Here is a 20,198-nt window from a genome sequence, read left to right as displayed (position 1 = left end):
TAATTTGTATTTACAACCTAAGACAGCAGGGGCTGCGGCTTAATCATCCTGCCGAGGTGAAAATTGACTTGAATCTTCAAGCACTTTTTACCATGGGTGAAAAGTGCTTTTTTAATTCATAATTAGAAAAGCACGAAAATCTTAATGGAGGTGTCAGAATGTCTAAAACAGTTGAAATCAAACAACAAAAAGCTGATTTGATCACTGAACAATTTAAAAATTCAGTATCTACAATCATCGTTGACTATCGTGGTTTAACAGTTGCGCAAGTAACTGAACTACGTAAACAACTTCGCGAAGCAGGCATCGAGTTCCGAGTATACAAAAATACTTTAGTTCGTCGTGCAGCTGAAGCAGCAGGTGTTGAAGGAATTGAAGAATTCTTAACAGGCCCTAACGCAATCGCATTCTCTAATGAAGAAGTTGTAGCGCCAGCAAAAATCATTGCTGAATTCGCTAAAGACAACGATAAATTAGAAATCAAAGCCGGCATCATCGAAGGTAAAGTGACTTCTGTTGAAGAAGTTAAAGCAATCGCATCTTTACCATCAAAAGAAGGTCTTATCTCTATGGTACTTTCAGTATTACAAGCACCAATGAGAAACTTCGCTTATGCTGTTAAAGCGGTAGGCGAACAGAAAGAAACTGGTACAGAAGCAGCAGCACCAGCTGAAGCGCCTGCAGCAGAAGAAGCATCTGAAACAACAGAAGCATAAAAATAAAACCTAAAAAACGGAGGAAATATATCATGACTAAAGAACAAATCATCGATGCAATCAAAGAAATGTCAGTATTAGAATTAAACGACTTAGTTAAAGCTATTGAAGAAGAATTTGGTGTAACAGCAGCAGCTCCTGTAGCAGTAGCTGGTGCAGCTGGTGGCGCTGCTGAAGCAGAGCAAACAGAATTCACAGTAGAATTAGTATCTGCTGGATCTTCAAAAATCAAAGTTGTTAAAGCAGTTAAAGAAGCAACTGGTCTTGGCTTAAAAGAAGCTAAAGAAGTAGTTGATAACGCTCCTAAAGCAGTTAAAGAAGGCATCTCTAAAGACGAAGCTGAAGAATTAAAAGCTAAATTAGAAGAAGCTGGCGCAACTGTAGAAGTTAAATAATTACCACTTCCATTAAAAACCCGTTATGATTATAACGGGTTTTATTTTTGTGTAAAGGGGTGCTATATGAGTCATTATTACAGTGAAGAGCAGGACGTTGCTTCAAATCCTGTTGGGTTCACCTATACATATGAAGATTATCGACTTGATCTGAAGACGGACAGTGGTGTCTTCTCGAAAGGCAGCATCGACTTCGGCTCCAATGTGCTTGTCAATGCCTTTCTTAAAGAAGCCGCTTCTTACTTAGAAATTCTGGATGTTGGCTGTGGTTATGGTCCGATTGGACTCATGATCGCTAAAGTACGTGCGGCGAGTGTCGTGCATATGGTTGATGTCAATGAACGTGCGCTTAGTCTTGCTAAGGCCAATGCACAAGCCAATCATATCCCGAACGTTGAAATCTATAAAAGCGATGCGCTTGATGCGGTCAAGGCAGAGTTCAATGCGATTCTCACTAATCCGCCGATCCGCGCAGGCAAAGAAGTGGTCAATAAAATTCTGGATCAGAGTTATAATAAGCTGCTGCCGGAAGGAGCACTATTCGTTGTCATCCAGAAAAAGCAGGGGATGCCCTCTGCTAAGAAGCGCATGAAAGAACTATTCGGCAATGTGGAAGTTCTGACGAAAGATAAAGGCTATTATATTTTAAAGAGTGTAAAAGGTTGACTGGAAAGTTGCCGTCTGTTATAGTAATAGAATGTTAAATTTTAAATTCAATAAGTATGTACTTTTCTAGCTCATATTAGCAAGGTGAAGACAGTCATATATTACGAAAATGGAGTTAATATGGATTCCGTTTTCTTTTTGTCTTATGAGCAAGTGAGTCACTACAATCTTTGAGGGGTGAATCTGTTGACAGGTCAACTTATCCAGTACGGAAGACATCGTCAGCGTAGAAGTTACGCGCGTATCTCCGAAATTTTAGAATTACCGAACTTAATCGAGATTCAAACGAAATCTTATGAATGGTTCCTTGAAGAAGGCCTTCTTGAAATGTTCCGGGACATTTCTCCGATCGAAGACTTCACAGGCAATCTGTCACTCGAATTCGTGGACTATAGACTTGGCGAACCTAAGTATGACTTAGATGAAGCAAAGAACCGTGATGCGACTTATTCTGCGCCATTACGCGTTAAAGTTCGTCTCATCATTAAAGAAACAGGCGAAGTGAAAGAACAGGAAGTCTTCATGGGGGATTTCCCGTTGATGACTGATACGGGAACGTTTGTCATCAATGGTGCTGAACGTGTTATCGTCTCTCAGCTTGTCCGCTCACCATCTGTTTATTTCAATGATAAAGTAGATAAGAACGGTAAGGTAAGTTTCGGTGCAACTGTCATTCCAAACCGTGGTGCATGGCTTGAATATGAAACAGATGCGAAAGATATTGTATATGTTCGTATAGACCGCACACGTAAATTACCGATCACTGTCCTTTTACGTGCTCTAGGTTTTTCAAGTGATCAGGAAATCATTGATTTATTAGGTGATAATGAGTATTTACGTAACGCACTTGATAAAGATAATACTGATTCAGTTGAGTCCGCATTGCTCGAGATTTATGAACGCCTGCGCCCAGGCGAACCACCAACAGTAGATAATGCGAGAAGCTTACTGTATTCTCGTTTCTTCGACCCAAAACGTTATGACTTAGCGAGTGTCGGTCGTTATAAAATGAATAAAAAACTGCATCTGAAACACCGTCTTTTCAACCAGACGCTTGCAGAGCCGGTCGTCGATGTTGAGACAGGTGAAATCGTTGCAGAAGAAGGTACACTTCTTGATCGCCGTAATTTAGACCAGATCATCGATGTACTTGAAAACAATGCCAACCTTAAAACGTATGAACTTGATAATGGATTACTTGATGAGCCGGTTGAAATTCAGTCAGTTAAAGTCTACATCCCAGGTGATGAAGAAAAACGTACGACGACTATTATCGGTAACGCATTCCCTGACGATGAAGTGAAAAGCATCACACCTGCTGATATCATCTCTTCAATCAGCTACTTCTTCAATTTATTGCATGGTGTTGGCTTCACTGATGATATCGACCACTTAGGTAACCGTCGTCTTCGTTCTGTCGGTGAACTCTTACAGAACCAGTTCCGTATCGGTTTATCACGTATGGAACGTGTCGTCCGTGAACGTATGAGTATTCAAGACACTGAATCTATCACACCGCAGCAATTAATCAATATCCGGCCGGTTATCGCGTCTATCAAGGAATTCTTTGGTAGCTCACAGTTATCACAGTTCATGGACCAGGCCAACCCCTTAGCAGAGCTGACCCACAAACGTCGTTTATCTGCTTTAGGACCCGGTGGTTTAACTCGTGAACGTGCAGGTATGGAAGTACGTGACGTTCACTACTCTCACTATGGTCGTATGTGTCCGATTGAGACGCCTGAAGGACCAAATATCGGGCTGATCAACTCATTATCTTCTTACGCGCGTGTCAATGAATTTGGATTCATTGAAACACCATACCGTAAAGTTGATATTGAAGAAAACCGTGTGACGGATCAGATTGATTACCTGACAGCTGATGAAGAAGATGCGTACGTTGTTGCACAGGCAAACTCTGTATTGGATGAGCAAGGTCATTTCGTCAATGATGAAGTCGTCTGTCGTTTCCGTGGGGACAACACTAAAATGCCTAAAGAACGTATGGATTACATGGATGTATCGCCTAAACAGGTTGTGTCTGCCGCGACAGCATGTATTCCGTTCTTAGAGAACGATGACTCCAACCGTGCACTGATGGGTGCGAACATGCAGCGTCAAGCAGTGCCTCTTATGAATCCGGAAGCTCCGTTTGTCGGAACAGGTATGGAACACGTTGCAGCCCGTGACTCGGGTGCAGCAGTTGTTGCGAAATCTAAAGGACGCGTAGAACACGTTGAAGCTCGTCAGATCAAAGTCCGTCGTATCGTTGAAGAAGGCGGCAAAGAGATCGAGACTGATTTAGATACTTACAGATTATCTAAATTTGCACGTTCTAACTCAGGCACATGTTACAATCAGCGTCCGATTGTTGCTGTAGGTGACGTTGTGACAAAAGGCGAAATTTTAGCAGATGGTCCTTCTATGGAACTCGGTGAGATGGCACTCGGCCGTAACGTTGTTGTCGGTTTCATGACATGGGATGGTTATAACTACGAGGATGCGGTCATCATGAGTGAACGTCTCGTTAAAGATGACGTGTATACGTCTATTCATATTGAAGAATATGAATCAGAAGCTCGTGATACTAAACTTGGACCTGAAGAGATTACGCGTGATATTCCGAATGTATCAGATAACGCCCTGAAAAACTTAGATGACCGCGGTATTATCTACGTCGGTGCAGAAGTTAAAGACGGCGACATCTTAGTAGGTAAAGTCACACCTAAAGGGGTGACTGAACTGACTGCTGAGGAGCGTCTCCTGCATGCGATCTTCGGTGAGAAAGCACGTGAAGTCCGTGATACATCACTTCGTGTTCCTCATGGTGCCGGTGGTATTGTTCTCGACGTCAAAGTCTTCAACCGTGAAGACGGCGATGAATTATCTCCTGGTGTGAATCAATTAGTCCGTGTTTACATCGTTCAGAAACGTAAAATCCATGTCGGTGACAAAATGTGTGGTCGTCACGGTAATAAAGGGGTTATCTCCCGTATCTTACCTGAAGAAGATATGCCATTCATGCCAGACGGCACGCCGATTGATATCATGCTTAACCCGCTCGGGGTTCCTTCACGTATGAACATTGGACAGGTACTTGAGTTACATTTAGGTATGGCTGCTAAAAACTTAGGTCTCCACGTTGCATCCCCAGTATTCGATGGTGCGAACGATGAAGATGTCTGGTCAACGATTGAAGAAGCAGGTATGGCCCGTGACGGTAAAACCGTTCTTTACGATGGTCGTACAGGCGAACCGTTCGATAACCGCGTCTCTGTCGGTGTCATGTATATGCTGAAACTTGCGCATATGGTCGATGACAAACTTCATGCACGTTCTACTGGTCCTTACTCACTCGTTACGCAACAGCCGCTGGGTGGTAAAGCTCAGTTCGGTGGACAGCGTTTCGGTGAGATGGAAGTATGGGCACTTGAAGCGTACGGTGCTGCTTACACCTTACAGGAAATCCTGACTTACAAATCAGATGATACAGTCGGCCGTGTGAAAACTTACGAAGCCATCGTCAAAGGCGAGAACATTCCGAAACCAGGTGTGCCAGAATCATTCCGGGTACTGATGAAAGAGCTTCAAAGTTTAGGACTGGATGTTAAAGTGATGGATAACAAGGATGAAGAAATCGAGATGCGTGATCTTGAAGATGATGATTATAATGATAATAAAATCAACCTAAACATCCTTCAGGAAAATGCTGAAGTGACTGAAAAATAATTCTGACGATGTACTTCTGATCTGAGATATAACGAGGTTATATCTCTTTTCAGGAGTTACGCTTTTAATATAAAAACTTGAGGAGGTAGGGCTTTGATTGATGTAAATAACTTTCATTACATGAAGATAGGTCTCGCTTCACCTGAAAAAATCCGTTCATGGAGTTTTGGTGAAGTTAAAAAGCCAGAAACAATTAACTACCGTACGTTAAAACCTGAAAGAGATGGTTTATTCTGTGAGAAGATTTTCGGTCCGACAAAAGACTGGGAATGTAGCTGTGGTAAATACAAGCGTGTCCGTTATAAAGGAATGGTCTGTGACCGTTGCGGCGTTGAAGTAACGAAATCTAAAGTACGTCGCGAACGTATGGGCCATATCGAACTTGCTGCGCCTGTCTCACACATCTGGTATTTCAAAGGAATTCCGAGCCGTATGGGTCTTTTACTTGATATGTCACCTCGTTCACTTGAAGAAGTCATCTACTTTGCTTCGTATGCAGTGATTGATCCAGGTCCGACCGGTCTTGATAAGAAATCTTTATTGTCTGAACGTGAATACCGTGAATACTATGATAAATTTCCAGGTCAGTTCACAGCGAAAATGGGTGCTGAAGCAATCAAAGATCTGTTGACATCAATCGATCTTGATGGTGAGCTTAAAGCGTTACGTGAGGAACTGGAATCAGCGACAGGACAACGTTTAACTAGAGCGATTAAACGTCTTGAAGTAGTTGAGTCTTTCCGTCATTCAGGTAACGATCCATCATGGATGATTTTAGACGTACTGCCGATTATCCCACCGGAAATCCGTCCGATGGTACAGCTTGACGGCGGACGTTTCGCGACCAGTGACTTAAACGATTTATATCGTCGTGTCATCAACCGTAACAACCGTCTGAAACGTCTGCTTGACTTAGGAGCACCGGGTATCATCGTACAGAATGAAAAACGTATGCTGCAGGAAGCGGTAGATGCGTTGATTGATAATGGTCGTCGTGGCCGTCCAGTAACTGGACCGGGTAATCGTCCATTGAAATCTTTATCACATATGTTAAAAGGGAAACAAGGTCGTTTCCGTCAGAACTTATTAGGTAAACGTGTCGACTATTCTGGTCGTTCAGTTATCGTCGTAGGTCCTAACCTTAAAATGTACCAATGTGGTCTTCCTAAAGAAATGGCACTTGAATTATTTAAGCCATTCGTTATGAAAGAACTCGTTGAACGTGAAATCGCAACAAACATCAAAAATGCCAAAGGGAAAATCGAACGTATGGATGCCGAAGTCTGGGACGTTTTAGAAGACGTGATCCGTGAACATCCTGTTCTGCTGAACCGTGCACCGACGCTTCACAGATTAGGGATCCAGGCCTTCGAACCCACACTTGTTGAAGGACGTGCAATTCGTCTTCATCCGCTTGTAACAACAGCTTACAATGCAGATTTCGATGGTGACCAGATGGCCGTTCACGTACCGTTATCAAAAGAAGCACAGGCTGAAGCACGGATGCTGATGCTTGCTGCACAGAACATCCTGAACCCTAAAGACGGTAAACCCGTTGTTACCCCTTCACAGGATATGGTCTTAGGTAACTACTATCTGACACTTGAACGTAAAGGCTCACTCGGTGAAGGACGTCTCTTCAAAGATACAAACGAAGTCATCAAAGCCTATACAAACGGTTATGTTCATTTACATTCTCGCATCGCCATCAGTGCAAGCTCATTGAATAACCCGACCTTCACTGACAAACAGAACACCCAGTTACTGATCACAAGTGTCGGTAAAGTCATCTTCAATGAAATCATGCCGGAATCATTCCCGTTCATCAATGAACCGTCATTGTCCAACCTTGAAGAGAAGACGCCTGAACAGTATTTTGTTGATGCAGCGGATATTCCTGAAGAAGGATTACTGAAATATCTAGAAGAGACACCGCTTGTTAAACCATTCAACAAGAAGTTCTTAGGACAGGTTATCGCGGAGGTCTTCAATCGTTTTCATATCACGGATACATCCATGATGCTGGATAGAATGAAGGACTTAGGTTTCAGATATTCCTCACGCGCAGGTATCACTGTCGGTGTATCTGATATCGTGGTATTATCTGATAAACAGCACATCATCGGTGAAGCTGAAGAAAAGGTTGATAAAGTAACGAAACAGTTCACGCGTGGTCTGATTACTGAAAGTGAACGTTATGCGGCTGTTATCGATATCTGGACGAAAGCGAAAGACGAAATTCAGTCTCGTCTGATGAACTCACTTGACGATTTAAACCCGATCTTCATGATGAGTGACTCAGGTGCCCGTGGTAACGCATCTAACTTCACGCAGCTTGCAGGTATGCGTGGTCTGATGGCCAACCCGGCAGGTCGTATCATCGAGTTACCGATCAAATCTTCATTCCGTGAAGGTCTGACTGTACTTGAATACTTCATCTCAACGCACGGTGCTCGTAAAGGTCTTGCCGATACAGCACTTAAAACAGCCGATTCAGGTTACTTGACCCGTCGTCTTGTTGACGTTGCGCAGGATGTTATCGTCCGGGAAGCAGATTGCGGAACTGACCGCGGCTTACTTGTATCAGCCATTCGCGAAGGTTCGGAATTGATTGAACCATTCATTGAGCGTCTTGAAGGTCGTTACTCTCGTGAAACATTACGTCATCCAGAGACCCATGAAGTACTTGTAAAAGCGAATGAACTCATCACACCTGAAATCGCGAAAAATATCGTCGATGCAGGAATCGAAGAGATGCATATCCGTTCAGCATTTACTTGTAACACACGTCACGGTGTCTGTGAGAAATGTTACGGTAAAAACCTGGCAACAGGTGAAAAAGTTGAAGTCGGTGAAGCAGTCGGAACAATCGCTGCACAATCAATCGGTGAACCAGGTACACAGCTTACAATGCGTACCTTCCATACAGGTGGGGTAGCCGGAGCCGATATTACACAAGGTTTACCGCGTATTCAGGAGTTATTTGAAGCGCGTAACCCGAAAGGTCAGGCGATTATCTCTGAAATCAATGGTGAAGTCATTGAGATCAATATCGTCAAAGATCGCATGCAGGAAATCAAAGTTAAAGGTGAAAATGAAGTTCGCCCTTACTTAGCACCTGCAACAGCACGTCTTAAAGTTGAGGTCGGCACTAAAGTCAGCCGTGGTGAAGTCATGACTGAAGGTTCTATTGAGCCTAAGGAATTACTGGCTGTGGCAGGTCTTAATGCGACACAAAGCTACCTGCTTAAAGAGGTACAGAAAGTTTATCGTATGCAGGGTGTAGAAATTTCAGATAAGCACGTTGAAGTGATGGTACGTCAAATGTTACGTAAAGTCCGCATCATCGAAGCAGGCGATACAAAATTACTGCCGGGTGCACTTGTCGACATTCACGTCTTCACAGATGCAAACCGCGAAGTATTTAAAAACAGAAAACGTCCGGCAACAGCGAAACCAGTCTTACTGGGTATCACAAAAGCATCACTTGAAACAGAAAGTTTCTTATCTGCCGCATCATTCCAGGAGACAACTCGTGTGTTAACGGATGCTGCCATCAAAGGTAAACGTGATGACTTACTCGGTCTTAAAGAGAACGTTATTATCGGTAAACTGATTCCAGCTGGAACAGGTATGAGACGCTACTCAGGCGTTGAATACGAAAAAGGTGCGCCTGAATTTGAACCGGAAGAAGCGTTTGTAACTGAATAATAATCATCATAAAGATGACGGATCCCTTCAGGATCCGTCTCTATTATTTAGTGATATACTGTTGACACTCATCAGTAAAGATGTTAGAATAATTAAGGTTGATGAAGAAGCACTTTGGAGGATTTCCATGTCTAATGAAAAAGTTCATTCTAATCAATATGTAGTGGGTCTGAAGCAGACGCTGAAGGCACTGAGGGAACATCGTGCAGCATCCATTGTGATCGCACAGGATGTCCATATCCACTTATTAACCGATGTGCTGTTACAGGCGCAAGAGCAACAAGTTCCAATTGCATTCAGCGAATCTCGTCTCGAGCTCGGTGGTCAGTTTGGAATTCAGGTGAAAGCGATGATCGCTACTTACCTGAAAAGTGGTTTGTAAGCCATTATTCTTACAAAATTTTTATTTACTCTAAAAATGAACCACCTGGATGTGTGGAATTAAAGAACAGAGAGGAGGACATACAGAATGCCTACTATTAACCAATTAGTTAAGAAGCCTCGTACTTCTAAAATTAAAAAATCAACTGCACCTGCACTGAACAAAGGTTATAACAGTCATAAGAAAAAAGCTACAGATGTTGCATCTCCACAAAAACGTGGTGTGTGTACTCGTGTAGGTACTATGACACCTAAAAAACCTAACTCAGCGTTACGTAAATATGCACGTGTGCGTTTATCAAATAATATCGAAGTCAATGCTTACATTCCTGGTATCGGCCATAACTTACAAGAACACAGTGTTGTACTTATTCGTGGTGGACGTGTAAAAGATTTACCAGGGGTACGTTACCATATCGTTCGTGGTGCGTTAGATACTTCAGGTGTTGACGGCCGTATGCAAAGCCGTTCATTATACGGTGCTAAAAAACCTAAAGCTAAAAAATAACTGATGGCTACTGATTGAATTATTTCAATTATGTAAATATCGTATGTCTCGCTAGACAATAAAAGAGCGAATAAATATACTTGGAAAGGAGGACATACACATGCCTCGTAAAGGTCCTGTTGCAAAAAGAGACGTATTACCGGATCCAATTCACAACTCTAAACTGGTTACTAAATTAATCAATAAAATCATGCTTGATGGTAAGCGTGGTACTGCTCAAAAAATTCTTTACTCAGCATTCGACTTAGTTCAGGAACGTTCAGGTCGTGACGCTATGGAAGTTTTTGAGGAAGCGATCAACAACATCATGCCTGTATTGGAAGTAAAAGCTCGTCGTGTTGGTGGTTCTAACTACCAAGTACCTGTAGAAGTACGCGCTGAGCGTCGTACAACTTTAGGTTTACGCTGGTTAGTTAACTACTCTCGCCTTCGTGGAGAAAAAACGATGGAAGAGCGTTTAGCTAACGAAATCTTAGATGCTGCTAACAACACTGGTGGTGCTGTTAAAAAGCGTGAAGATACTCATAAAATGGCGGAAGCGAACAAAGCATTTGCTCACTACCGTTGGTAAGATGAAAGTAACCAATCGCAGCTGGGGCTATGGCCCCTGCATGCTTTTGGTCTCTTTCTAAATATAAACCCAATTCCTGGAAGGAGAAAGAATACCCATGGCAAGAGAATTCTCTTTGAAGAACACTCGTAATATCGGTATCATGGCTCACATCGATGCTGGTAAAACGACGACTACTGAACGTATTCTTTATTATACTGGCCGTATCCACAAGATTGGTGAAACGCATGAAGGTGCTTCACAGATGGACTGGATGGAGCAAGAACAAGAACGTGGGATCACAATCACTTCAGCTGCTACAACAGCTCAGTGGAATGGTCATCGTATCAACATTATCGATACACCTGGACACGTAGACTTCACTGTTGAAGTTGAACGTTCACTTCGTGTACTTGATGGTGCTGTTACTGTACTTGATGCACAATCAGGTGTAGAACCACAGACTGAAACTGTATGGCGTCAGGCGACTACATATGGCGTACCTCGTATTGTATTCATCAACAAAATGGATAAAACAGGTGCAAACTTTGACTATTCTGTAGGTACTTTACACGATAGATTACAAGCGAATGCTCACCCGATTCAAATGCCTATCGGTGCTGAAGATGAATTCAACGCAATCGTTGATTTAGTTGAAATGAAGCTTCACACTTATACAAATGACTTAGGAACTGACATCGAAGTAACTGACGTGCCTGAAGAATATTTAGAAGATGCACAGGCGAAACGTGAAGCGTTAATCGAAGCAGTTGCAGACTTCAACGAAGATTTAATGGAAAAATACCTTGGTGGAGAAGAGATTACAGCTGAAGAGCTGAAAGCTGCTATCCGTCAGGCAACTTGTGACGTTGAATTCTTCCCAGTTTTAGCAGGTACTGCCTTCAAAAACAAAGGTGTTCAATTAATGCTTGATGCAGCAATTGACTACTTACCATCACCACTCGATGTTAAACCAATCGTGGGTCATGCAGCGGATGATGAAGAAGAGGCAATCGTAGCTAAACCAGATGATGCAGCGCCATTCGCAGCACTTGCGTTCAAAGTTATGACTGACCCATTCGTTGGTAAATTAACATTCTTCCGTGTGTATTCTGGTACATTGAACGCAGGTTCTTATGTACAGAACGCAACGAAAGGTAAACGTGAACGTGTAGGACGTATCCTGCAGATGCACGCCAACTCTCGTCAGGAAATCTCTACAGTATACGCGGGTGACATCGCCGCTGCTGTTGGTCTTAAGGACACAACAACAGGTGATACACTCTGTGATGAAAAGACGCAGGTTATCCTTGAGTCTATGGAATTCCCAGAGCCAGTTATCCACTTATCTGTAGAACCAAAATCTAAAGCTGACCAAGACAAAATGACAAACGCTTTAGTTAAGTTACAAGAAGAAGATCCAACATTCCATGCGCATACTGATCCTGAAACAGGACAAGTCATCATCGGTGGTATGGGTGAGCTTCACCTTGATATCTTAGTCGACCGTATGAAACGTGAATTTAAAGTTGAATGTACAGTTGGTGCGCCAATGGTATCTTACCGTGAAACGTTCAAAACAGCTGCCGCAGTTCAAGGTAAATTCTCACGTCAATCTGGTGGTCGTGGTCAATACGGTGACGTTCATATCGAATTCATGCCTAACGAAGTCGGTGCTGGATTCGAATTTGAAAATGCTGTAGTCGGTGGGGTTGTTCCTCGTGAATACATTCCATCAGTAGAAGCAGGTCTTAAAGATGCAATGGAAAACGGTGTACTTGCTGGATATCCATTGATCGATGTTAAAGCGAAATTATTCGATGGTTCTTACCATGATGTCGATTCATCTGAGATGGCCTTCAAAGTGGCTGCATCACTTGCACTTAAAGAAGCTGCTAAAAAATGTGATCCAGTTATCCTTGAACCAATGATGAAAGTTGAAATCGTAATGCCTGAAGAATACATGGGAGATATCATGGGTGACGTTACAAGTCGTCGTGGACGTGTAGAAGGTATGGAAGCGCGTGGTAACGCTCAAGTTGTTCGTGCCTTCGTTCCTCTTGCTGAAATGTTCGGTTATGCAACTAACTTACGTTCTAACACTCAAGGACGTGGTACTTACTCAATGGTATTCGACCACTATGAAGAAGTTCCAAAGTCAGTTTCTGAAGAAATCATCAAGAAAAACAAAGGTCAATAAGACTGAAGTAATCTAGTTTGATTTTTACAGTGAAATGCTTTATAACTGAGTTATAGCTTTACCTCATGAGGGTGAGAATCCCTCATGAGATATAAATATACTTATATCTAAGGAGAGATTTCAAAATGGCTAAAGAAAAATTCGACCGTTCGAAAACCCATGCCAATATTGGTACAATTGGACACGTTGACCACGGTAAAACTACATTAACAGCTGCTATCGCAACTGTATTATCAAAAAAATTAGGTGGGGAAGCTCGTTCTTACGATCAAATCGATAACGCACCTGAAGAAAAAGAACGTGGTATCACAATCAACACTTCTCACATCGAGTACGAAACTGAAAAACGTCACTATGCACACGTTGACTGCCCAGGTCACGCTGACTATGTTAAAAACATGATCACTGGTGCTGCACAAATGGACGGTGGTATCTTAGTAGTTTCTGCTGCTGACGGCCCAATGCCACAAACTCGTGAACACATCCTTTTATCTCGTAACGTAGGTGTACCTGCACTTGTTGTATTCTTAAACAAAGTTGACATGGTAGACGACGAAGAGTTATTAGAATTAGTTGAAATGGAAGTTCGTGACTTATTATCTGAATATGACTTCCCAGGCGACGATGTACCTGTAATCGCTGGTTCAGCATTACGTGCATTAGAAGGCGACGAAGCTTACGAAGAAAAAATCATGGAACTGATGAACGCAGTTGATGAGTACATCCCAACTCCAGAACGTGACTCTGAAAAACCATTCATGATGCCAGTTGAGGACGTATTCTCAATCACAGGTCGTGGTACAGTTGCTACAGGTCGTGTTGAGCGTGGACAAGTTAAAGTCGGTGAAGAAATCGAAATCATCGGTTTAACTGAAGAACCATCTAAAACAACAGTAACAGGTGTTGAAATGTTCCGTAAATTATTAGATTACGCTGAAGCTGGTGACAACATCGGTGCATTACTTCGTGGGGTTTCTCGTGAAGACGTACAGCGTGGTCAAGTATTAGCTAAACCAGGTACAATCACACCACATACAAAATTCAAAGCTGAAGTTTACGTATTATCAAAAGAAGAGGGTGGACGTCACACGCCATTCTTCACTAACTACCGCCCACAGTTCTACTTCCGTACAACTGACGTAACTGGCGTAGTTAACTTACCAGAAGGTACTGAAATGGTAATGCCTGGCGATAACGTTGAAATGAGCGTTGAACTTATCTCTCCTATCGCGATTGAAGACGGTACTCGTTTCTCAATCCGTGAAGGTGGACGTACAGTTGGATCAGGTGTTGTATCAGTAATCGAAAAATAATTCATATTAAGTGAATTTTAAAAGCCGAAGAGCATCCTCTTCGGCTTTTTTGTTCTGGAATTTTTAAGTTTTATTCTAAGCTAATTCATCCATATGCTCGACTATGGTCAGGAATGTCTGAATCCCATAGATGAGGCCATCTTCGTCCAGATCGAACTGTGGATGGTGATGCGGATGGATGGCATCTATCTCTTCGTTCCTGACGCCGGTATAGAAATAAGTACCGGGTCTCTCCTGCAGGAAGTAGCTGAAATCTTCCCCACCTAGCGAAGGGGGCTGTATTTTCACCTCTTCAGCATAAGCGGCATTTTCAACTGTATCTTTTAACCATTCAGTCTCTTTTACAGGATTGATAAGGGCTGGATAACCGTCCTGATAATCCAGTGTTACCTTGACGTTGTAACCGACTTCAACAGCTGAGATAAGCTGGTTCATACGCGTCTTGATACGCGCTTTGACTTCCTGCGTATAAGTGCGCACTGTACCTGATAAATAGGCATGTTCAGCGATGACGTTGAAAGCATCACCTGCATTGAATTCTCCGATGGTCACAACACCTGTCGCTATCGGGTCTATCGAACGGGATATAATAGTCTGGAACTGACTGATCAGACTACTTGCTGCAATAATCGCATCATGTGTCTCATGCGGGGCTGCACCATGTCCCCCGCTACCTTGAATATGAATGGTGAAGCTATCTGCGTTGGCATAGGCGGGACCGGGACAGAAAGCGATGGTACCGGTTGGCAGGTAAGTGGCTGTATGCGTGCCGAAGACATAGTCCACACGGTCCAGAGCTCCGGCTTCAATCATGGACTGCGCACCTCCTGGCAGCACTTCCTCAGCATGCTGATGGATGAGCACGATATTCCCTTTGATGTTATGACGATTTGCCGTCAATATCTTCGCAGTGATAAGGAGCATGGCTGTATGTCCATCGTGGCCACAGGCATGCATCACCCCATCAACAGCTGATCTGTAAGGCACTTTTTTAGCATCCTGAATCGGCAGTGCATCAAAGTCTGCACGGAAGGCGACCGTGGGGCCCGGCATATCTCCTTCGATGACACCTAGAATTCCGTTGCCTCCGACATCGCGTCTCACTTTTATGCCCAGCTGTTCCAGGTAGTCCGCTATATAACGCTTAGTATTATCCTCTTTGAAAGACAGCTCGGGATGCATATGCAGATGCCGTCTTATCTTGATCATCTCTTCTTTATAATCTTCTAGTTGCCATTCCATTACTTCACCTCGCTAAAATAATCTTCAGTTGCCTGCAGGAAGACTTTGACCGCATTCATCATACCCTGTTCATCGATATCAAACTTCGGATGGTGATGCGGGAAGTCAGCTTTAAAGTTCTCATTGCGTGTACCAGTGTAGAAAAAAGCACCAGGAACGCGCTGCAGATAATAAGAAAAATCTTCGCCTCCGAGAGAAGGTTCAAGCTCCACAAGTTCTGTGACGCTCTCTACTTTCCTTGCAGCCTCCACAATCATCATCATTTCTTTCTCGGTATTGACGACAGGGGGGTAGCCTTTGAGATATTTGAGGTCATAAGTGATGGCCATCGTAGTCACCAGACCTTCCAGACATTTCTTCAGCTCGCTGACCATCAGGTTCTGAGTCTCTGCATCGAAAGTACGGATAGTACCGCCGATTGTCGCAGTGTCCGGGATGACATTATTCTGTTCGCCGGCATGCAGCATCGTAATAGAGAGTACGGCTGGGGCCGTCGGTTTGGTCTTACGTGAGACGATGTACTGCAGATCATTACATAGACGGATAGCAGCAGCAATCGGATCGATTGTTGTATCCGGATGTGCCGCATGTCCGCCGCGACCCTGTAAAGTGATCCAGAAGTCATCGGGAATGCCTGTTACTGTTCCCACTTTGTAGCCGATCTGTCCGACCGGCAGACTGCTTGAGACGTGCTGACCAATAATAGCGTCTACACCTTGTAAGCAGTCGTCAGCAATCATCTGCATCGCACCACCCGGATCGACTTCTTCTGCGTGCTGATGAATGAAGACGATATTACCCAGGATGTTATCGCGGTGCTGGCTGAGGATTTTTGCAGTGATCAGCAGGACGGCTGTATGGGCATCGTGACCACAGGCATGCATCACACCGGGCACGGTGGATTTATAGGGAACTTCTTTCTCGTCCTGAATCGGCAGGGCATCGAAATCTGCACGAATCGCGAGAGTCGGCAGTGCAGGATCCTTGATCATCCGGCCGACTACACCACGACCGCCGACACCTGTTTCAACTGCTATACCAAGGTCACGTAAGTACTCTGCAATATAAGCGGGTGTCTTTTTCTCCTGGAATGACAGTTCAGGATGCATATGAAAGTGTCTGCGAATTTTGATGAGTTCGTCATTGTATTGATCAGCTAGCTGAGTCAGCATCTAATATACCTTCTTCCATTAAGATTGATAAAAACATTTTGAGACCCGTGGCAAGTGAATCTTCATCTAAATCAAACATCGCATGATGATGAGGCGGTGCATCCGGATGTCCAGCACCCGTTAAAAAGAATGCCCCCGGTTTTTCCTGAAGATAATAAGCGAAATCCTCTCCGATCATCATCGGTTGAGCTTCGACAAACGGGAGACCCAGCCGTTCAGCCGCTCGTCTGACGATTTTATATTCCCGGGTGTGGTTAACCACTGAAGGATAGCCATCAACGTAGTTCAGCTCATAAGTGATGCCCTTTGCCAGAGCCAGACCCTGCAGCTCATTCTCCAGTCCGACTTTGATCAGCTGCTTGACTGCGGGATCGAATGTCCGGACCGTCCCTTCACAGCTTGCTTCGTGGCTGATAATGTTGAACGCATTTCCGGCCTCTACTTTACCGATTGTGACTACAGCTGAATCAACGGGATCAATCGTTCTTGAGACCAGGGTCTGAATGCTATTGATGAACTGAGCCATAGCAACGATTGAATCAATTGATGTATGCGGCTTTGCCCCGTGTCCGCCCTTACCTGTAAGCGTCACAGCAAACATATCGGGACTGGCCATCAATGGACCCGGCTTCACATGAATTTCATGTGTATTGAAGGGGCTCCAGAGATGGTGACCATAGATGACGTCCACATCGTCAAGAGCACCCTCTTCAATCATAGGCTTCGCACCGCCAGGCGCAAGTTCCTCAGCAAACTGAAAAATCATGACAACGTTTCCATTTAGAGAGGAATGGTGTTCACTTAGTATGGACAATAAAGCGAGTAGAATAGAGGTATGGCCATCGTGTCCACAGGCATGCATGACGCCGGGAACTGTTGATTTATATGGAACATCTTTTTGATCCTGTATAGGAAGCGCATCGAAATCCGCCCGAAATGCCACAGTCTTGTTACCAAAACCTTTAATTTCAGCGATGATACCGCTACCACCCACATGTTCTTTTATGTTAATATGAGGTTGCGAACGTAAATGTTTGAGTATGTATTGATACGTTTCTCTTTCCTGGAAGGAGAGTTCCGGGTGTTGGTGAAGGTAACGCCTTTGTTCGACTAACGTGGACAATTGTTGGTTAACGACTTCGTTTATATTCATTTTTCAGCTCCCGTTTTCTTTAAATTCTAGCAGATATATCAGAATATTAATACATTCCATTATGAACCCTATAGGAGGAAGCAAAATGTCTAAAGTTTTAGATCAGTTTTTAACAGAGAATCTCGATTACTTGAAGGACAATGGATTATACAACGTTATTAACGTAGTAGAAGGGGCTAACGGTCCTAAAATTAAGATTGACGGCAAAGAGCTTATCAACTTATCTTCTAATAACTACTTAGGTCTTGCGACGCATGACCGTCTTAAAAAGGCAGCGAAAGAAACAATCGATTCTCATGGCGTAGGGGCAGGTGCTGTCCGTACAATCAATGGCACACTTGATATACATGCGGCGCTTGAGAAAAAAATTGCCGAATTCAAAGGAACAGAAGCAGCTATCGCTTTCCAATCAGGCTTCAACTGTAATATGGGTGCTATCAGTGCAGTGATGAACAAAGAAGATGCGATTCTGTCAGATGAGCTGAACCATGCTTCAATTATTGATGGCTGTCGCCTGTCAAAAGCAAAGATCATCCGTGTTAAACACTCAGATATGGAAGATTTACGTGCGAAAGCGAAAGAAGCGGTTGAATCAGGACAGTACAAAAAAATCATGTATATCACAGATGGCGTCTTTTCAATGGACGGCGATGTCGCTTTATTACCTGAAATCGCTAAGATTGCTGAAGAATTCAATCTGATCACCTATGTGGATGATGCACACGGATCAGGCGTCATGGGCAAAGGTGCCGGTACGGTTAAACATTTTGGTCTGCAGGACAAAATTGATTTCCAGATGGGTACATTATCTAAAGCGATCGGTGTTGTCGGTGGTTATGTAGCAGGAACACAGGAGCTCATCGACTGGTTAAAAGTAGCGGGCCGTCCGTTTTTATTCTCCACTTCATTAACACCTGGCGATTCAGCTGCCATCATTCAAGCAATCGATATCTTAATGGAATCGACTGAATTACATGATCAATTATGGGAAAATGGTGACTACCTGAAAAAAGGTCTGAAAGAACTTGGTTTCAATATCGGACATTCAGAGACACCGATCACACCATGTATCATCGGTGACGAAAAAATAACACAGCAATTCTCAAAACGCTTAATGGAAGAAGGCGTCTATGCTAAATCTATCGTCTTCCCGACAGTACCAAAAGGCACTGGACGTGTCAGAAATATGCCGACAGCTGCTCATACGAAAGAAATGCTCGATGATGCACTTAAGATCTACGAAAAAGTCGGCAAAGAGTTAAATATTATTCAATAATCAATGGAAATATCAACCCCATAAAGGAGCGTTCATATAATGAAAAGAATTATGATCACGGGTGCATGTGGCCAGATCGGTACAGAATTAACAGCAAAATTACGTGAAATCTACGGACAGGACAATGTGCTTGCAACGGATTTACGTCGCCCGGAAGAAGGCAGCCGTGTACTTGAAGGCCCATTTGAAGAACTCGATGTAACAGATGCAGAGAAAATGGATAGAATCGCAGAAGCATTCAAAGCGGATACAATCATGCACATGGCTGCGTTATTATCTGCAACTGCAGAAAAAAATCCGGTGTTCGCCTGGAACTTAAATATGGGTGGATTACTGAATGCACTTGAAGTTGCACGTAAGCACAATATGCAGTTCTTCACACCTTCATCAATTGGTGCGTTCGGTCCAAATACACCAAAAGACGACACGCCACAGACAACTATTCAACGTCCAACAACGATGTACGGCGTTAACAAAGTATCCGGCGAGTTATTATGTGACTACTATTTCCATCGTTTCGGCGTAGATACACGCGGCGTGCGTTTCCCAGGTCTTATTTCACACGTTAAAGAACCAGGTGGCGGTACAACTGACTATGCAGTAGAAATCTACTTCAAAGCGGTCCGTGAAGGTAAATACACTTCATATATCGACAAAGGCACTTTCATGGATATGATGTTCATGGATGACGCAATCGATGCCATCATCAAATTAATGGAAGCACCCGCAGACAAACTTGAAGACAGAAATGCATTCAATGTCACTGCGATGAGTATTGACCCTGAAATGGTTGCAGCAAGCATTCGTAAAGAAATACCGGATTTCGAACTTGACTATGACGTGGATCCGGTGCGTCAGGCAATCGCTGAAAGCTGGCCGAATTCAATCGACGCTTCAGAAGCGAAAAGACAATGGGGCTTCGATCCTAAGTTTGATTTAGATACAATGACAAAAGAAATGCTGTCAGCTATTCGTGAAAAAGAAAATAAATAAATATTTCTGAAAATTTAAATTGACTTTCAATCTTTCTTGATTTAATATTCATACTAACAAAAAAATTAAATAGTTCTTATCAAGAGTGACTGAGGGATTAGGCCCTATGACGTCCAGCAACCTATCCAATGGAAAAGGTGCCAATTCCTACAGTACTGATGTACTGAAAGATAAGTAGAGATACTGATGGCGA

The 20,198-nt window shown here is 43.4% G+C and carries 15 protein-coding genes, 1 riboswitch and 1 other annotated feature (1 of these 17 running past the window's edge); of the genes, 12 read left to right on the top strand and 3 right to left on the bottom strand.

Annotated elements, in window-relative coordinates; all coding sequences use genetic code 11:
• Positions 1–122: a sequence feature (ribosomal protein L10 leader region), on the top strand; it begins 2 nt to the left of the window's first position.
• Between the two features lie 36 nt (positions 123–158).
• The 10 genes from rplJ (at position 159) to tuf (ending at position 14,169) form a co-directional block, all read left to right on the top strand.
• Positions 159–716 (top strand): 50S ribosomal protein L10, encoded by a 558-nt coding sequence (gene rplJ / locus ERX40_RS08715; RefSeq protein WP_133418116.1) that lies wholly within the window; start codon positions 159–161, stop codon positions 714–716.
• Between the two features lie 32 nt (positions 717–748).
• Complete coding sequence (gene rplL, locus ERX40_RS08710; RefSeq protein WP_133418115.1) at positions 749–1,111, top strand: 50S ribosomal protein L7/L12; 363 nt, start codon at positions 749–751, stop codon at positions 1,109–1,111.
• Positions 1,112–1,177: 66 nt separating this feature from the next.
• Positions 1,178–1,777, top strand: a complete 600-nt coding sequence (locus ERX40_RS08705; RefSeq protein ID WP_133418114.1) for a class I SAM-dependent methyltransferase — start codon at positions 1,178–1,180, stop codon at positions 1,775–1,777.
• A 186-nt stretch (positions 1,778–1,963) separates the two neighbouring features.
• On the top strand, positions 1,964–5,506 hold the full coding sequence (gene rpoB, locus ERX40_RS08700) for a DNA-directed RNA polymerase subunit beta (protein ID WP_133418113.1): 3,543 nt from the start codon (positions 1,964–1,966) through the stop codon (positions 5,504–5,506).
• Between the two features lie 93 nt (positions 5,507–5,599).
• Entirely contained in the window at positions 5,600–9,217 is a 3,618-nt protein-coding gene (gene rpoC, locus ERX40_RS08695) for a DNA-directed RNA polymerase subunit beta' (RefSeq protein ID WP_133418112.1), read from the top strand.
• A gap of 127 nt (positions 9,218–9,344) precedes the next feature.
• The gene (locus ERX40_RS08690; protein ID WP_133418111.1) at positions 9,345–9,599 is read left to right on the top strand and encodes a ribosomal L7Ae/L30e/S12e/Gadd45 family protein; all 255 of its coding nucleotides are present in this window, start codon (positions 9,345–9,347) and stop codon (positions 9,597–9,599) included.
• Positions 9,600–9,686: 87 nt separating this feature from the next.
• Positions 9,687–10,106 carry a 30S ribosomal protein S12 gene (gene rpsL, locus ERX40_RS08685; protein ID WP_133418110.1) on the top strand — a complete coding sequence of 140 codons (420 nt, stop codon included), beginning with the start codon at positions 9,687–9,689 and terminating at the stop codon, positions 10,104–10,106.
• 100 nt (positions 10,107–10,206) lie between these two features.
• Positions 10,207–10,677 (top strand): 30S ribosomal protein S7, encoded by a 471-nt coding sequence (rpsG, locus tag ERX40_RS08680; protein ID WP_133418109.1) that lies wholly within the window; start codon positions 10,207–10,209, stop codon positions 10,675–10,677.
• A gap of 97 nt (positions 10,678–10,774) precedes the next feature.
• On the top strand, positions 10,775–12,856 hold the full coding sequence (fusA, locus tag ERX40_RS08675) for an elongation factor G (RefSeq protein ID WP_133418108.1): 2,082 nt from the start codon (positions 10,775–10,777) through the stop codon (positions 12,854–12,856).
• Positions 12,857–12,981: 125 nt separating this feature from the next.
• Positions 12,982–14,169, top strand: coding sequence for an elongation factor Tu (gene tuf / locus ERX40_RS08670; protein ID WP_133418107.1), 1,188 nt, complete (start codon positions 12,982–12,984; stop codon positions 14,167–14,169).
• A 75-nt stretch (positions 14,170–14,244) separates the two neighbouring features.
• Here the strand turns inward: tuf and ERX40_RS08665 are convergent, their stop codons facing one another.
• The 3 genes from ERX40_RS08665 to ERX40_RS08655 are packed head-to-tail and all read right to left on the bottom strand — an operon-like array spanning position 14,245 to position 17,736.
• Complete coding sequence (locus ERX40_RS08665; protein WP_133418106.1) at positions 14,245–15,411, bottom strand: M20 metallopeptidase family protein; 1,167 nt, start codon at positions 15,409–15,411, stop codon at positions 14,245–14,247.
• The gene (locus tag ERX40_RS08660) at positions 15,411–16,583 is read right to left on the bottom strand and encodes an amidohydrolase (RefSeq protein ID WP_133418105.1); all 1,173 of its coding nucleotides are present in this window, start codon (positions 16,581–16,583) and stop codon (positions 15,411–15,413) included. The genes ERX40_RS08665 and ERX40_RS08660 overlap by 1 nt, the downstream gene beginning before the upstream one ends.
• Positions 16,564–17,736 carry an amidohydrolase gene (locus ERX40_RS08655; protein WP_133418104.1) on the bottom strand — a complete coding sequence of 391 codons (1,173 nt, stop codon included), beginning with the start codon at positions 17,734–17,736 and terminating at the stop codon, positions 16,564–16,566. The genes ERX40_RS08660 and ERX40_RS08655 overlap by 20 nt, the downstream gene beginning before the upstream one ends.
• 85 nt (positions 17,737–17,821) lie before the next feature.
• On the opposite strand from ERX40_RS08655, the gene ERX40_RS08650 reads away from it, so the two are divergent.
• Positions 17,822–19,012 (top strand): glycine C-acetyltransferase, encoded by a 1,191-nt coding sequence (locus tag ERX40_RS08650; RefSeq protein WP_133418103.1) that lies wholly within the window; start codon positions 17,822–17,824, stop codon positions 19,010–19,012.
• A gap of 39 nt (positions 19,013–19,051) precedes the next feature.
• Positions 19,052–20,005: an L-threonine 3-dehydrogenase gene (locus ERX40_RS08645; protein WP_133418102.1), complete on the top strand. Its 954-nt coding sequence runs from the start codon at positions 19,052–19,054 to the stop codon at positions 20,003–20,005.
• Between the two features lie 73 nt (positions 20,006–20,078).
• Positions 20,079–20,182: riboswitch (SAM riboswitch) on the top strand.
• Positions 20,183–20,198 lie beyond the last annotated feature (16 nt).

The sequence above is a fragment of the Macrococcus carouselicus genome, from assembly GCF_004359515.1.
Taxonomy (GTDB): domain Bacteria; phylum Bacillota; class Bacilli; order Staphylococcales; family Staphylococcaceae; genus Macrococcus; species Macrococcus carouselicus.
Note: the sequence above shows the minus strand (reverse complement) of the source record. Positions and strands in the feature narration are given on the sequence as shown.

Coding starts and splice junctions, on each gene's coding strand:
- rpsL (WP_133418110.1), top strand. CDS start 9,687: ATGCCTACTATTAACCAATTAGTTAAGAAGCCTCGTACTTCTAAAATT.
- ERX40_RS08650 (WP_133418103.1), top strand. CDS start 17,822: ATGTCTAAAGTTTTAGATCAGTTTTTAACAGAGAATCTCGATTACTTG.
- ERX40_RS08665 (WP_133418106.1), bottom strand. CDS start 15,411: ATGGAATGGCAACTAGAAGATTATAAAGAAGAGATGATCAAGATAAGA.
- ERX40_RS08655 (WP_133418104.1), bottom strand. CDS start 17,736: ATGAATATAAACGAAGTCGTTAACCAACAATTGTCCACGTTAGTCGAA.
- ERX40_RS08705 (WP_133418114.1), top strand. CDS start 1,178: ATGAGTCATTATTACAGTGAAGAGCAGGACGTTGCTTCAAATCCTGTT.
- tuf (WP_133418107.1), top strand. CDS start 12,982: ATGGCTAAAGAAAAATTCGACCGTTCGAAAACCCATGCCAATATTGGT.
- ERX40_RS08690 (WP_133418111.1), top strand. CDS start 9,345: ATGTCTAATGAAAAAGTTCATTCTAATCAATATGTAGTGGGTCTGAAG.
- ERX40_RS08645 (WP_133418102.1), top strand. CDS start 19,052: ATGAAAAGAATTATGATCACGGGTGCATGTGGCCAGATCGGTACAGAA.
- rpsG (WP_133418109.1), top strand. CDS start 10,207: ATGCCTCGTAAAGGTCCTGTTGCAAAAAGAGACGTATTACCGGATCCA.
- ERX40_RS08660 (WP_133418105.1), bottom strand. CDS start 16,583: ATGCTGACTCAGCTAGCTGATCAATACAATGACGAACTCATCAAAATT.
- rplL (WP_133418115.1), top strand. CDS start 749: ATGACTAAAGAACAAATCATCGATGCAATCAAAGAAATGTCAGTATTA.
- fusA (WP_133418108.1), top strand. CDS start 10,775: ATGGCAAGAGAATTCTCTTTGAAGAACACTCGTAATATCGGTATCATG.
- rplJ (WP_133418116.1), top strand. CDS start 159: ATGTCTAAAACAGTTGAAATCAAACAACAAAAAGCTGATTTGATCACT.